Genomic DNA, 14,424 nt, shown 5'->3' with positions numbered 1-14,424 from the left:
CAGTATGAAAAATCGTGATGACATCCTGCAATTGCTTAAGGACATCATGCAGGAGATGTTCGAAATAGAGTCCGATGAGGTGACGTTGGACGCGCGGCTCTATGAGGACCTGGATTTTGACAGCATTGATGCCGTCGACATGATCGTCAAACTCAAGGAAATGACCGGCAAGGCGGTCAAGCCGGAAGACTTCAAAAACGCACGCACGGTCAACGACGTGGTGGAGGCGGTCTATAAATTGATCAATGCGTGATGGGCAGATTGGTTAACGGCGTAATCGGCGTGTTCACGCTGTTATATCCCGTCGCCGTTTATTACGGTATTCATTATGTTCAGCCTTGGCAGATTGCCGCCGTGTTAGCCCTGTTATTGTTGGGACGCCAATTGAATAAGCCGGCCGTCGACCGGGGCGGTCGATGGTTATTCATCGCCGTCTTGCTCTATTGCGGCTTTGCCGTCTGGAACAATAATCTAGCGACCTTGCGTTTTTATCCGGCCTTGATCAATCTGGGCCTGTTGGCGATATTCGCCGCCAGCCTGTATTTTCCGCCGCCAATTATCGAACGCCTGGCTCGCTTACAACATCCCAATCTACCGCCGAAAGGCGTACGTTATACCCGGAGGGTCACCCAAGTCTGGTGCGGATTTTTTCTAATGAATGGCGCGTTGGCTTTCGCGACCGCCGTATGGGGCAGCTTCGCCTTTTGGAGCCTGTATAACGGTTTGGTCGCCTATCTGCTGATGGGGTTGTTGCTGGTCGGCGAATACTGGATCAGGATCAGGACGCAGGAACATGTGCGCTGAGTGGGTTTCGCTGACCGAGGTCGGTCTATTGAGGGACGACGAACGGACGGTTGCCGTGCATGACGGGCGTACTATCTCCCAGCGGGAATTTTGCGCGGAGGTGTCGGCGTTGTCCTCGGCGTTGCGGCAACAGCCTCAGCCTCAGCAGCGCTATGCCTTGTATTACGAAAATTCCTATCCGTTCGCCGTGGCTTTGTTTGCCTTGCTGCATACCGGCAAGCAGATCTGGATTCCCGGCAATAATCGTCCGGCGATGGCCGAACAACTGAAGGCGTTGGATTGCCGATTATTGGGAGATTGGGCGCAGAGCAACGAAGGACGGATAAGCGTAGCGTCATCCATCGACAACGGTTTTTCCTTGCAACCGTTAGATTTGCATCGGCCGCAACTCACCATTTTCACTTCCGGTTCCGGCGGCGAGCCGAAGGCGATAACGAAGAGTTTATTACAGTTGCAAAACGAAGTGGAGACGCTGGAACGCCAATGGGGAAAATTATTGGGTTCCGCCTCGGCGCTGGCGACGGTCAGCCATCAGCATATCTACGGCCTGTTGTTCCGCCTGCTCTGGCCGCTGGCCGCAGGCCGCACCTTTCATAGCCAAATGTATCTGAGTCCGGAACCGATGCTGAAAGCGGCGATCCTGCCGGCCTATTGGGTAGCCAGCCCGGCCCAGTTGAAACGATTGGACGATCTGACCGCCTGGAATCAACTGGCAAGCTTGACGGCGATCTTCAGCTCCGGCGGTCCCTTGCCGGTGGCGGCGGCCGAATGCATCGAACGAGAGTCCGGCCAACCCGTCATCGAAATCTACGGCAGCTCCGAAACCGGTGGTATCGGTTGGCGCAGCTTGCCAATCGTCCGTCGCTGGATGCCATTTCCCGGTATCGAATTGGGTCTCGACGACCAAGGCCGCTGCCGGCTCGCTTCCCCCTATCTGCCCGAGCCGGGATCTTGCTTGCTCGATGACCGGCTCGAGCTGAACGATGACGGTCGCTTCGAGCTGGCCGGGCGCGTGGACCGCATCGTCAAGGTCGAGGAAAAAAGGCTGTCGCTGGATCAGCTGGAACGCACCCTGCAACGGTCGCAGTGGGTCGAACAAGCCTATTGCCAGCTAGTGGAAGGTAGCCGCGACCGCATCGCGGCGCTGATCGTGTCGACGGAAAGCGGTATGGCGCTATTGCAGCAGGAAGGAAGGTCGGCCTTGATCCGTCGATTACGCCGGCACTTGATGCAGGACTTCGAGACCGTCGTGCTGCCGCGCAAATGGCTGTTCATGGATGCGATGCCGCAGACCGCTCAAGGCAAGGTCGACACCGCGCTGCTGGCCCAGTTGTGGCGCTTGGAACCTAGCAAGTTTCCGCAATTACTCTCCTGCCGGCATAGCGCGCACCAGGTCGTGCTGGAACTGCGCGTGCGTCCCGGCCTGGTTTATTTCGACGGCCATTTCCCGGGACAGCCCATCTTGCCCGGCGTCGCGCAACTGGCCTGGGTCGAGCGCTACGGAAAAATCTTTTTCGCCATCGACAGGCCGTTCTTGACGATGGAAGTGATCAAATTCAAAAAGATCATCCAGCCGGGCGCGCACTTGACATTGACGCTGGAATGGAAACGGGAATCCGGCAAATTGCATTTCGAGGTGGTTTCCGCGCTCGATTCGCACAGTTCCGGGCGTATGGTGTACGGAGAGCGCTCATGAAATACTGCGTGATCATTCCCGTCTACAATCACCAGGAGGCCATCGGCCGGGTCGTTTCGCAGCTGAAACCATATGGTTTGCCTTGTTATTTGGTCAACGACGGCAGTTCTGCGGCCTGCACGCAAGTACTCGGGGAACTGGCTGAGCGGGAACAAGACTGGATCACGCTGCTGGAACGGACTGAAAACGGCGGCAAGGGCGCCGCGGTCATGACCGGCTTGCGCCGGGCAATCGCCGACGGCCATTCGCATGCCCTGCAAGTCGACGCCGACGGCCAGCACAAACTGGACGATATCCCGCGTTTCTTAGAGGCAGCCGAACGACAGCCGGAGAAGCTGATCCTGGGCGAGCCGCGGTTCGATGCAACGGTGCCGAAAGGGCGATTGTACGGCCGCCAGTTCACCAATTTGTGGATTTGGATCAACACGCTGTCCTTGGCGATCGCCGACGGCATGTGCGGTTTCCGTTGTTATCCGCTGGCGCCGGTCGATAAATTGTTGCATTCGGTAAGATTGGGGCGGCGCATGGATTTCGACATCGAAATCGCCGTACGCCTGTATTGGCAGGGTGTCGAGGTGATCAATCTCGATACCGAGGTGCAGTATCCGTTGGACGGCGTGTCGCATTTTCAATTGCTCAAGGACAATCTGCTGATTTCCCGCAAGCATGCGCAATTGTTCTTCGCCATGTTGCCGCGGCTACCAATATTGTTGTTGAGGCACTTGCGATGAAACATTGGGCACAGTTGGAGGAGCGCGGCATCGTCTGGGGCATGCAGGCATTGTTAAAGATCTATTTGTGGTTCGGGCGCGGCGTGCTGCAAATCTTCCTCTATCCGGTGGTCAGCTATTACTGGCTGATCAATCGCAAGGGGCGGCGGGCCAGCCGGAATTATCTACAACGGGTGTGGGCCTATTTGCCGGAAAATTCGCTCAGCACCGGCCTGTACGGCAGTTACCTGCATTTCATTAGCTTTGCCAACGCCATCATCGACAAACTGGCGGCCTGGAGCGGTGCGATCACTCTTAAGGACGTCGACCACTACGGTCGCGAGGCGATACAAGAGCATGCCAGTCGGGGCCAAGGATTGCTGATTCTGGGGTCTCATCTGGGTAACCTGGAAGTCGGCCGGGTGATCGCCTACTTGGGCAAAAAAGTGACGGTCAACGTGCTGGTCCACACCAAACATGCGGAGAAATTCAACACCTTGCTGAACCGTTACGCCAAGCCGGGACGCATGAATCTGTTGCAGGTGACCGAAATCAATTCGGCCACCGCGATGCTGCTGCAAGACAAGATCGAGGCCGGCGAGCTGGTCGTTATCGCCGCCGACCGGACGCCGGTCAGCGGCCAGAGCCGGGTAAGCCGGGCCGAGTTCTTGGGTAAGCAGGCATTGTTTCCGCAAGGGCCGTTCATTTTGGCATCGCTGTTGAAATGCCCGGTTTATACCTTGTTTTGCTTGAAGCGACGAGACAGGCATGTCATTTATTTCGATCATTTCAGCGATGCCGTGACATTGCCGAGAAAACAACGCGAGGAAGCGCTGCAGCGGTATGCCCAGGATTTTGCCGACCGCCTGCAGCAATACTGTTTGAAAGAACCGCTGCAATGGTTCAATTTTTATGATTTCTGGATGGACGAAAATGACTAGACAAACCGTGCTGGTCGATGGAGACAGGCTGACGATCGAGGACATTTGCCGGGTGGCCGACGGCGCCGCGCGGCTGCAACTGAGCGACGCGCCGGCCTTTGTCGAACGCATCGACCGAGGCGCCCGTTTTATCGAAACGCTGCTGCGCGAGGAAGGCTACGTCTACGGCGTCACGACCGGATACGGCGATTCCTGCTCGGTGTCGATTCCGCTGGACAAGGTCGGCGAATTGCCGAAACATCTTTATACGTTTCACGGCTGCGGATTGGGCGAATATTTCGATTCGCAACAGACCCGGGCGATTCTGGCGGTGCGCCTTAACAGCTTGGCTCAGGGCTATTCCGGCGTACGCTATGCCTTGCTTCAGCGGATCGCCGACTTGTTGGAACACGACGTGTTGCCGTTGATTCCGCAAGAGGGATCGGTCGGGGCCAGTGGTGATTTGACGCCGTTGTCCTATTTGGCTGCGGTGCTGGCCGGGGAGCGAGAGGTGTTGTATCGAGGTGAAACGTTCCCGGCCGCGCAAGTGTTGGCAAAACTGAACATCGAAGCGCTGGTGCTGAAACCGAAAGAAGGGCTGGCGATCATGAATGGTACTGCGGCGATGACCGCGGTGGCCTGTCTAGCCTATCGGCGCGCTAGTTATTTGTCTGCGCTGTGTACCCGCATCACCAGCCTGGCCTCGATCGCGTTGAACGGCAACGCTTACCATTTCGACGCCAAACTGTTTTCGGTCAAACCGCATGCCGGCCAGATCAAGGTCGCGGCGCGCATCCGAGACGACTTGCACATAGAGACCGATACGCCGCGCAACGACGCCCGGCTGCAGGACCGTTATTCGCTGCGCTGCGCGCCGCATGTGATCGGCGTGCTGGAAGATTCGCTGCCGTGGCTGCGACAGTTCGTCGAGAACGAGTTGAACAGCGCCAACGACAATCCGATCATCGACGCCGAGGGCGAGCATGTGCTGCACGGCGGCCATTTCTACGGCGGCCATATCGCTTTCGCGATGGATAGCCTGAAAACGGCGGTGGCCAATCTGGCCGACTTGTTGGACCGGCAAATGGCGCAGTTGATGGACCCCAAGTTCAATCACGGCCTGCCGGCCAACCTATCAGCCGCCAAGGGCGAGCAGGCGATGCTGAACCACGGCTTCAAGGCCGTGCAGATCGCCGTCTCGGCCTGGACGGCGGAGGCCCTCAAATTGACCCTGCCGGCGAGCGTGTTTTCCCGCTCGACCGAGTGTCACAATCAGGACAAGGTTAGCATGGGCACGATCGCCGCGCGCGATTGCATGCGCGTCATCAAGCTGACCGAGCAGGCGGCGGCGGCGATGCTGCTGGCGGCAGTGCAGGGCGTCGAACTGCGCGGCGATAGGGGAAGTTTGAGCTCGGCTTTGAGTGAGACGATGGCCCAAGTCAGGGACAAGTTCCCTTTGCTGGAAAGCGACCGCGCCCTGGAAAAGGAACTGCGCCTGTGTCTGCAATTGATCCGCAAGCGCCAATGGAGGTTGTATGACTAAAGGTATCGTTACCTGCGAGGTCGAAGTCGAAGTGCAGTTTTTCGACGTCGACCTGATGGAGATCGTCTGGCACGGAAATTACGTCAAATATTTCGAAATCGCGCGCTGCGCCTTGCTCGACAAGATCGGCTACAACTATATGCAGATGCGCGAATCCGGCTATGCCTGGCCGGTCATCGACCTGCGTGTGCGCTACGCCAAGCCGGCCAAATTCGGCCAGAAATTGATAGTACATGCCGAAATCAGCGAATGGGAAAACCGCCTGCGCATGAATTACCAGGTCATCGACAAAGAGACCGGCGCGCGCCTGACCCGCGGCCATACTTACCAGGTTGCGGTGGATATCGGCAGCGGGGAGATGTGTTACGAATCGCCGGCGATTCTGTGGGAAAAACTGGGACTGACGAAGCCGTGACGGAATACGATGTCATCGTCATCGGCAGCGGCATCGGCGGACTCACCGCCGCCGGATTGCTGGCCAGAGCCGGCAAGGCGGTGCTGGTGCTGGAAAGCCACGACCGCCCCGGCGGTTACGCCCACGGTTTCAAGCGCAAGAAATACCGCTTCGACGCCGGCGTGCATTTGATCAGCGGCTGCGGCCCAGCCGGTTATCGCGGCGGCCAGATCATCCACAAGGTATTGCGGGCACTGGAGGTGGACAAAGAGATTCGCTTTATTCCAGTCGATCCGTTCAGCCACGCCTATTATCCGGGTTTCGATGCCGCTCTGCCGCAAACGATCGAGGCCTTCGTCGCCCAGCTGGGACAACGATTTCCCGAGGAGCGCCGGGGCCTGGAAGAACTGACCCGGTTGTGCCTGCAAGTGGCCCAAGAAATCACCGTGGCCGACGAGATGATAGCCGAGCTCGACCACGAGCGGGCGCTACAATTGCTGCCGGCGCTTTTCGAATACCGTAAGGCGACGCTGGCCGAGGTCGCCAGCAAGTTCATCAAGGAACCGAAACTGCTGGCCTTGTTCGCCAGCAATTGGCCCTATCTGGGCCTGCCGCCTTCGCAAGTATCCTTCGTCTACTGGTCGACGATGCTGATCGGCTACATGGTCGACGGCGCCTATTATTGTCAGGGCGGTTTTCAGCAATTGGCCGACACGCTGGTCCACGGTTTTAGAAAACACGGCGGCGAGATTCGCTTCCGGGCGAAGGCCGAAAAGATCCTGGTCGAGGACGGCCGGGTCTTCGGCGTCGTGGCCGGAGGCCAGCGCCTGTCGGCGCCGGTGGTCATTTCCAATGCCGATATTCGCCATACCGTCTGCGAGATGGTTGGCGAGCAGCACTTTCCGCCGCGCTATATCCGGCGTATCAAGAAGATGCGGCACTCGCTGTCGATCTTTGTCGTCTACATTGCCACCGATCTCGATCTGGCGGCGATGAACCTCGCTCACGAGTCGTTTTGTTATCGCGCTGTCGACCACGACCATAACTTCGCCCGCACCGCCGCCGGCGACATTACCTGGCTCAGCATCACCGCGCCGACGCTGATCGACCCGGAATTGGCGCCGCCCGGCCAGCACCTATTGATGCTGACGACGCTGCTGCCGTATCAGGCGGCCGAAACGTGGAAACAGGCCAAAGCCGGCTATATGAGCAAGATGCTGGAAATCGCCGAACACTATGTTCCCGGCCTGCAACAACATATTCTGTTTATCGAAGGCGGTTCGCCGGCGACGATGCGGCGTTACACGCAAAACTACCAAGGCGCCGCCTACGGTTGGGACGTCTCTCCCGACCAGGTCGGTCCGGCCCGCATTTCCAACCAGTCTCCGCTCAAAGGCCTGTACTTCGCCGGCCATTGGACCTCGCCCGGCGGCGGCGTCTACGGCGTCAGCGTTTCCGGCGTGCAGGCCGCGCAGAAGGTGATTGGGATACGAAAACAGGGGGAGTTTTGGCGGGAATTGCAGGAGAATGAAGAGGCGCCATCGTAGATACTCTCTTAAAACACAAGGCCTATTCGGCTAAAGACTTAAAATCTTCAGCTAGAGGAATCGGCAGGTATCGTATAAAAACGAGAGCCATCGAATTCCTTATTGGTTTTCAACATACCATGGATGGCATGCAACAGTTTTCGCATCACAGCACAAAGGGCTTGTAGCTTCTTCAGCCCGTTGTTTTCAATTAAGTGGTGGTAATTTTGGTTCATAGCGCGTTGCCACTAAAGCGGGCATGTATAGAGCTTGGCGAAGATATTTATTACCCGCCTTGCTAATGCGCGGCTTTTTGGCGACACTGCTGCCGGATTCGTAGTGTCGAGGATCCAGCCCCGCATAAGCCACCCATTGTTTTGCGCTCATGTCTTGAGGCAAGACCAGTAATTCAGCCAAGAGCTGTATCGCGCTGGCCTCGGCAATCCCTTTAATACCGATAATTAAGGTAAAGGCGCACAGCAGTGATTCGTGTTGTCGGATCAGTTCCAAAGCGCTATCTCGATGCGCCTGAACCTGTTTTTCCAGCACGTTGACTAATTCTTCGGTTTGCTCGATCACGATATCTGGCGTGTCCAGTGTTGCTTTTAAGGCGTGGCGTTGATTCTTGGTTTGTGTTTTCAATTTATTTAACGCCGCGATGCGTCGGCCCATGGCCCTTAAGGCGATGACTTCATCGGCCGGACGCTGCCATGCTTCAAACGGCATTCTTTCGCAATAAGCCGCCAAAGTGGCCGCATCAATGGTGTCGGTCTTGCTCCGTTTCATCAAAGCCTGAGCGAAGTTATGCGCGGCTTTGGGATTGATGACCATGACTTCGAGGTCATTGGCCCGACTCAATGCGACGGCTAAATCAAAATGATAAACGCCCGTTGCTTCCAAGCAAATCTGCGTTTCGCCTTTCAATTTGGCCAATAGCCTAATAATCTCCTGGTGTCCGGTTGTTGTATTTTCAAAGCTTTTGGCTGGACCCACTTTACCTTGGGTGTTCACGACGACTAATTCTTTTTGGCTGACATCAATACCGACATAGTTCATGTTTTATCTTCCTAAGATTTATTTGTTATCATGATTGCTGGTTTCCCAACCCTGACACTTCATCTGCCGTCCTTGTGAATGCAGACTCAGAAGCTTCGCTTACAGGTTTCAGATACTCCGCGGCATGGATGACGAGGGTGGGGAGCCAATCTACGCACAAGCTCAAGGCTTCAGGGTGCAACGGCTTCCCCAGAAATCGACAATCACTATAAACTTTTGGGTTTAAATTATCTTGTGTTTGAAGATATCTTTTAATATACAAGGGTGCATTCCATGCACCAGAATCATAGGTTTTATTACTCTGCACTAATCGGTCGGATTTTAAGCAAGGTGCTTTTGATAGACTATATAAGCCGATGATCGTCGACGGTGATTTAACGGAAGCAATCATCGAAACTTCTTAGCGCTTCCCTATTAAGGCTAAAAGTGAAGAGTAAGGTACGAGACTGACTCTCTTCTAAAGTCGCTGCTATTAAGGTTTCACAAATCCAAATCATCCAACGGACTGACGGTACCCTGGCCACCCTGGTTTAGCACATGAGTGTAAATCATCGTCGTTTCCAGATCGTTATGCCCAAGCAACGCTTGAATGGTGCGTATATCCGTGCCGCGCTGCAACAGATGTGTGGCGAAACTGTGACGGAAGGTATGGGCACTGACGCGCTTGGTAATATTTAATCGGCGCACAGCCCCTTTAATGGATTTATTTATAACAGACTGATCGATATGATGGCGGCGGGTGACACCGGATCTAGGGTCAGTCGACAATGTTCTGGCAGGAAACGCATATTGCCAGCCCCATTCTTTCTCGGCATGCGGATATTTTTTATTTAACGCATGGGGCAAATACACTGCACCGTATCCGGCGGACAGATCCTGTTCATGGACTAATTTGACGCGCTGTAAATGGAGTTTCAATTCGGTTTCCAGGCTACTTGGAAATGTCGTGACGCGGTCCTTGTTACCTTTTCCAGAGCGCACAGTCAGTTGCTTATATTCGAAATCGATGTCTTGAACGCGTAATCGAAGCGCTTCGGTTATGCGTAGTCCGCTGCCATATAATAATTTGACGACCAATCGAGGGACGCCTTCCAGCAAGGTGATAATCAGTTTGACTTCATCCTGACTCAGAACGACCGGAATTTTGCGATTTTTACTGGAGCGCACGGCGTCGACTGTTTTTTGCAATGGCGCTTCCAGTACTTGCTTATAAAGAAACACCAGCGCATTCATTGCCTGATTTTGGGTGGAAACAGCAACATTACGCCGAATGGCCAAATTACTGAGAAATTCCTCAACCTTACTTTCAGGGCTAGTCATTAACTCGGAGCGATCATGCATCTTATGAAATTTTACATACTGTTTAATCCAGTCGCAGTAGGTCCTTTCCGTATGGATGGAGTAGTGCTTCAAACGCATAACGTTTCTTACTTCGTCTAGCAATTTGGCATTTTTAGTGGTTGACATTATTTTGGCTAACAAATATGCTGATGCTCAATAATATCAGGTAAATTTGACAGATTTGCCGGTAAATATCAACTTATCAGGGCAAAATGACCTGATATTGGAATATGCTGGCAAATTTGCCCGAAAACACCGGTAATATCAGGTTATCAGGGCGAATTTGCCTGACAATAATAGTTATAAGCTGGGGTCGGCCACCGAGTAATTATTACTCATTTCATTATCAAAACGGGATTCGCCGAGGCTTCGCCGGAGGGGCTCGGCACAAAGCCGACAGCTTCTAAACCGAAAACCAAAGGGGTCAGACTCGATAGTTTTTTCCTTTTAGACTAAAATGCAGTCAGTTCAAATTCGTTTCTCAGCAAAATTATGGCGCGTCTTCCTCGATTTGACCTACCGGGTCAACCACAGCATGTTATTCAACGCGGAAATAATCGGTCTGTCATTTTCGTGGCCGATGAGGATTATCAGTTTTATCTGGAAAAGCTCAATGCCGCTTGCCAGAAGTACGAATGCGATCTTCATGCCTATGTCTTGATGACAAATCATGTCCATTTATTGATCACACCTCATCACACGGGCGCTATCGGTAAAGTCATGCAAATGCTTGGCCGCTATTATGTGCAATACTTCAATCGGCAATATCAACGGACCGGGACTTTATGGGAGGGGCGTTATAAAGCGACTGTATTGGATAGCGACCAATATTTGTTGGTGTGCAGTCGCTATATAGAGCTGAATCCTGTGCGTGCTGGAATGGTGAGACATCCTGGTGACTATCCATGGTCGAGCTATCACTTCAATGCGTTCGGAAAAGAAAACGCTTTATTGTCTCCACACCCGCTGTATCTCGCACTGGGAAACGATGCGACAAAACGACAAGAGGTTTACCAGGAATTATTTGAGCAACATGTTACCGAATCGACGATCAAAGAGATACGAGATGCCACCAATAAGGCTTGGGTTTTGGGAGGTGGAAGATTTCAAGAGGAAGTTGAGCGATTGTTGCAGCGGCAGGCAAAACCGAAGCCGAGAGGTGGCAATAGGCGCTCTAAAAAAGCTAGAAAATAACCATCCAATCGAGTCTGACCCCTTTGATTGTGACCCCTTTGATTGTTAAGTAAGCAGTATTAGAGTCTGACCCCTTTGAATTTCTCTGACCCCTTTGAATTTCTCCTTTGAACTTTTTGCTTAGGCGAACGTTTTTTGACCTGACTTGATCGTTGTTCGAGGCTAGCTGTGGCTCTCCTCTGAATGGGGCATCATCATAACGCTTGTGTCATGCATGATCCAAAGCGTACCTCCTGCCATGATCAAAGTGATCAGTAGGGTAAAGGCAAATGCCTGGACGTTCCAGATTTGTCCGGACGAAAAATTCAAGTGCAGAAAAAAACGCAGGTGTACCAGAATTTGCACGATTGCGAGGATTGAAATGCCGATGACAATATAATCGAGCGGTATTCTTCCGGAGTTTATGACATCACCATAGGATGCGGTATCGGACACGGATTCGCCGGGACTGAAAGGAATATCGGCGCCGTATATGACAATGCCGAAGGCAAGCACCGTCAACAACAGGGCGAGGAAAAAGCCGCGGACATAGATCGCGGGGCCGGAATGGTTCGGAATGGAATGAGTTTTCACGATAATACTCCCATCAGATACACCACGGTAAAAATAAGCACCCACACCAAATCCAGAAAGTGCCAGAACAGACTGAAACGATACAAACGGGAGCGGACCGGTTGGGTCAATCCTTTCACCTCGGTTTGCACCAGCATTACCAGCAGCCAGGTCAGGCCGATACAGACATGCAAGCCGTGCGTCCCCACTAGAGTAAAAAAAGCGGAAAGAAAACCGCTGCGTTGCGGTCCCGCTTCTTGTCGGATTAAACCGTAAAATTCGTTGATCTCCATCGACACGAAGCCAAAGCCGAGCAGAAATGTTATGACGAACCAAATCTGCGCCGACAATTTATCGCCGGCCGCGACATGCAGCATGGCAAAACCGCAGGTCGTGGTGCTGAGCAACAAAAGCAGGGTTTCGTAGAAGGCCTTGTTTAATTCGAACAACTCGCTCCCTGTCGGTCCTCCGGCATAATTATGACTCATGGTTGCGTAGGTAGAAAACAACAGCGCGAAAATGACCGCGTCGCTCATCAGATAAAGCCAGAAACCGTATTCTTTGGCTGGCGGGGATGAGTCCTGCGCTTCGTGCGGTTCTTGTTCGGAATAGGGAAGGGATATATCCGATAACATAAGTTTACTCCTGATAGATAAGGTTGTTTCCGGCAGGCGTTTCGTCACTCGCCGATGCGGAGATCGGCCGATTCATCTTCTGGAGCCGCTCGTTCTCGATGCGTTCGACTTCCTCGGCGGTGATGTAATATTCGGTCTGTTCGTCGAACGAACGGAATACGATGGATGCCAGCATGCCCAGTCCCGATACGATCGCCAGCCACCAGATATACCAGATCATGGCGAAACCGAAGAGGAAGGAGAGCGCCCCGAAAACAAATCCGACGCTGGTGTTTTTAGGCATATGGATATCCTGATAATGGGTTGGACGTTTATAGGCCAGCCCTTGTTCTTTCATCTCCATAAAGGCATCTAGGCTTTCGACTTCCGGAATGATAGCGAAGTTGTATTCCGGTGGGGGCGAAGACGTGGCCCATTCGAGGTTGCGACCGTCCCAGGGGTCGCCGGTCGCATCGCATGCGGTCTGCCGTTCCTTAATGCTGACTGCTAATTGGATGACCAGACAAGCGACGCCGACGGTGATTAAAGCCGCACCCATTGCAGCGGCGATCAGCCACGGTTGCCATTCCGGAATGGCATAATGTTCCATCCGGCGCGGCATTCCCATCAACCCCAGCACATAGAGAGGCATGAAGGCCAGATAGAAGCCGATCATCCAGTTCCAGAAGGCTAATTTTCCCCATTTTTCGTTCAGCGTAAAGCCGAATGCTTTCGGAAACCAATAGCTGTAGCCGGCCAGAAAACCGAATAAGGCGCCGGGAATCAGCATATTGTGGAAATGAGCCACGAGAAATTCGCTGTTGTGCATTACGAAATCGATCGGCGGGACCGCCATTAAGACGCCGGAGACGCCGCCGACGGCAAAGGCGGGAATGAATGCCAGGGACCATAACATAGGGGTGGTGAAGCGTATGCGCCCGCGGTACATGGTTAACAGCCAATCGAAAATTTTCACGCCGGTCGGTACGGCAATAATCATCGTGGCGATGCCGAAGATCGCGTTGACATTGGCGCTGGCGCCCATCGTGAAAAAGTGGTGCAGCCAGACGGTGAAAGAAAGTATTGAAATCACCATGGTGGCATAGACCAGCGATTTGTAGCCGCACAGTTTTTTGCCGGAAAAAGTGGATATGATTTCGGAAAATATGCCGAAGGCCGGCAGGATCAGGATATAGACTTCAGGATGTCCCCATATCCAGAGTAGGTTGATGTAATTCATCAAATTGCCGCCGTCGCCGTTGGTGAAGAAGTGCATTCCCAGGTAACGGTCGAGGCCGAGCAGAATGGCTGCCACGGTGAGCGCGGGAAAGGCGAGCAGCATCAGGATGCTGGTGCATAATGAAGTCCAACAGAACATCGGCATGCGCATGAGCGTCATGCCTGGCGCGCGGTCCAATAAAATCGTGACCATGAAATTGATGCCGGTCATGGTCGAGGCGGCGCCGCTGAGCATCAACGACCAGATCCAGTAGTCCACTCCGACTCCGGGGCTGTATTCAATTCCCGAGTAAGGAGGGTAGCCGGTCCAACCGGCAGTGGAAAACTCGCCTACCGCTAACGATACATTGACCAGCATGGCACCGGCTACGGTCAGCCAAAGGCTGATGGCGTTCATAAACGGAAACGCGACATCGCGTTTTCCGAGTTGCAACGGAACCACGACGTTGAGCAGACCGGTCAGGAAAGGCATTGCCATGAAAATAATCATGATGGTGCCGTGTGCGGTAAAAATCTGATCGTAATGATCCGGGGGCAGATAGCCTTGGTTCTCTCCGACCGACATCATCTGCTGTATACGCATCATGATGGCGTCCACGATGCCGCGTAACAGCATGACCAGCGCCAGTATGATATACATGATGCCGATTTTTTTGTGATCCACGGTGGTGAACCAGTGTTGCCATAGATAGGTCCATCGGCGATGGTAGATAATCAGGCCGACAATGACGAATATCGCCAATAGCATGAAGAGTACCGCATCCATGACGATGGGGTTATTGTAAGGAATGTCTTCCAGACGTAATTTGCCGAACATAATGTATTCCTCCGGAAG

At 53.6% G+C, this 14,424-nt stretch carries 14 protein-coding genes; 9 read left to right on the top strand and 5 right to left on the bottom strand.

Annotation, left to right across the window (positions count from 1 at the left end; all coding sequences use genetic code 11):
* The first annotated feature begins 4 nt into the window (after positions 1 to 4).
* Genes EP25_RS0111325 through EP25_RS0111290 form a run of 8 tightly spaced genes read left to right on the top strand, consistent with a single transcriptional unit; the run spans position 5 to position 7,614 of the window.
* Positions 5 to 253: an acyl carrier protein gene (locus EP25_RS0111325; protein WP_031433989.1), complete on the top strand. Its 249-nt coding sequence runs from the start codon at positions 5 to 7 to the stop codon at positions 251 to 253.
* Positions 253 to 804: a COG4648 family protein gene (locus tag EP25_RS0111320; RefSeq protein WP_031433988.1), complete on the top strand. Its 552-nt coding sequence runs from the start codon at positions 253 to 255 to the stop codon at positions 802 to 804. The genes EP25_RS0111325 and EP25_RS0111320 overlap by 1 nt, the downstream gene beginning before the upstream one ends.
* The gene (locus EP25_RS0111315) at positions 794 to 2,500 is read left to right on the top strand and encodes an AMP-binding protein (protein WP_031433987.1); all 1,707 of its coding nucleotides are present in this window, start codon (positions 794 to 796) and stop codon (positions 2,498 to 2,500) included. Before EP25_RS0111320 ends, EP25_RS0111315 begins: the two co-directional genes overlap by 11 nt.
* Positions 2,497 to 3,231: a glycosyltransferase family 2 protein gene (locus EP25_RS0111310; protein WP_031433986.1), complete on the top strand. Its 735-nt coding sequence runs from the start codon at positions 2,497 to 2,499 to the stop codon at positions 3,229 to 3,231. The genes EP25_RS0111315 and EP25_RS0111310 overlap by 4 nt, the downstream gene beginning before the upstream one ends.
* Positions 3,228 to 4,151 (top strand): LpxL/LpxP family acyltransferase, encoded by a 924-nt coding sequence (locus tag EP25_RS0111305; protein ID WP_031433985.1) that lies wholly within the window; start codon positions 3,228 to 3,230, stop codon positions 4,149 to 4,151. The genes EP25_RS0111310 and EP25_RS0111305 overlap by 4 nt, the downstream gene beginning before the upstream one ends.
* Entirely contained in the window at positions 4,144 to 5,673 is a 1,530-nt protein-coding gene (locus EP25_RS0111300) for an HAL/PAL/TAL family ammonia-lyase (protein ID WP_031433984.1), read from the top strand. The genes EP25_RS0111305 and EP25_RS0111300 overlap by 8 nt, the downstream gene beginning before the upstream one ends.
* Entirely contained in the window at positions 5,666 to 6,088 is a 423-nt protein-coding gene (locus EP25_RS0111295; RefSeq protein WP_031433983.1) for an acyl-CoA thioesterase, read from the top strand. The genes EP25_RS0111300 and EP25_RS0111295 overlap by 8 nt, the downstream gene beginning before the upstream one ends.
* Positions 6,085 to 7,614 carry a phytoene desaturase family protein gene (locus tag EP25_RS0111290; protein ID WP_051906586.1) on the top strand — a complete coding sequence of 510 codons (1,530 nt, stop codon included), beginning with the start codon at positions 6,085 to 6,087 and terminating at the stop codon, positions 7,612 to 7,614. Before EP25_RS0111295 ends, EP25_RS0111290 begins: the two co-directional genes overlap by 4 nt.
* 186 nt (positions 7,615 to 7,800) lie before the next feature.
* Here EP25_RS0111290 and EP25_RS21940 read toward each other — a convergent pair whose 3' ends face one another.
* Positions 7,801 to 8,649: an IS110 family RNA-guided transposase gene (locus EP25_RS21940; protein WP_051906584.1), complete on the bottom strand. Its 849-nt coding sequence runs from the start codon at positions 8,647 to 8,649 to the stop codon at positions 7,801 to 7,803.
* Between the two features lie 480 nt (positions 8,650 to 9,129).
* Positions 9,130 to 10,116 carry an integron integrase gene (locus EP25_RS0111280; protein WP_031433981.1) on the bottom strand — a complete coding sequence of 329 codons (987 nt, stop codon included), beginning with the start codon at positions 10,114 to 10,116 and terminating at the stop codon, positions 9,130 to 9,132.
* Between the two features lie 366 nt (positions 10,117 to 10,482).
* On the opposite strand from EP25_RS0111280, the gene EP25_RS0111275 reads away from it, so the two are divergent.
* Positions 10,483 to 11,184 carry a transposase gene (locus EP25_RS0111275; protein WP_031433980.1) on the top strand — a complete coding sequence of 234 codons (702 nt, stop codon included), beginning with the start codon at positions 10,483 to 10,485 and terminating at the stop codon, positions 11,182 to 11,184.
* Between the two features lie 162 nt (positions 11,185 to 11,346).
* Here EP25_RS0111275 and EP25_RS0111270 read toward each other — a convergent pair whose 3' ends face one another.
* Genes EP25_RS0111270 through cyoB form a run of 3 tightly spaced genes read right to left on the bottom strand, consistent with a single transcriptional unit; the run spans position 11,347 to position 14,406 of the window.
* Complete coding sequence (locus EP25_RS0111270) at positions 11,347 to 11,757, bottom strand: cytochrome o ubiquinol oxidase subunit IV (RefSeq protein ID WP_051906582.1); 411 nt, start codon at positions 11,755 to 11,757, stop codon at positions 11,347 to 11,349.
* Positions 11,754 to 12,371, bottom strand: coding sequence for a cytochrome o ubiquinol oxidase subunit III (gene cyoC, locus EP25_RS0111265; RefSeq protein WP_031433978.1), 618 nt, complete (start codon positions 12,369 to 12,371; stop codon positions 11,754 to 11,756). Before cyoC ends, EP25_RS0111270 begins: the two co-directional genes overlap by 4 nt.
* A gap of 4 nt (positions 12,372 to 12,375) precedes the next feature.
* A complete protein-coding gene (cyoB, locus tag EP25_RS0111260) occupies positions 12,376 to 14,406 on the bottom strand; it encodes a cytochrome o ubiquinol oxidase subunit I (protein WP_036300491.1) in 2,031 nt (676 codons plus the stop codon).
* Positions 14,407 to 14,424 lie beyond the last annotated feature (18 nt).

This window comes from Methylomarinum vadi, from assembly GCF_000733935.1.
Taxonomy (GTDB): Bacteria; Pseudomonadota; Gammaproteobacteria; order Methylococcales; family Methylomonadaceae; genus Methylomarinum; species Methylomarinum vadi.
Note: the sequence above shows the minus strand (reverse complement) of the source record. Positions and strands in the feature narration are given on the sequence as shown.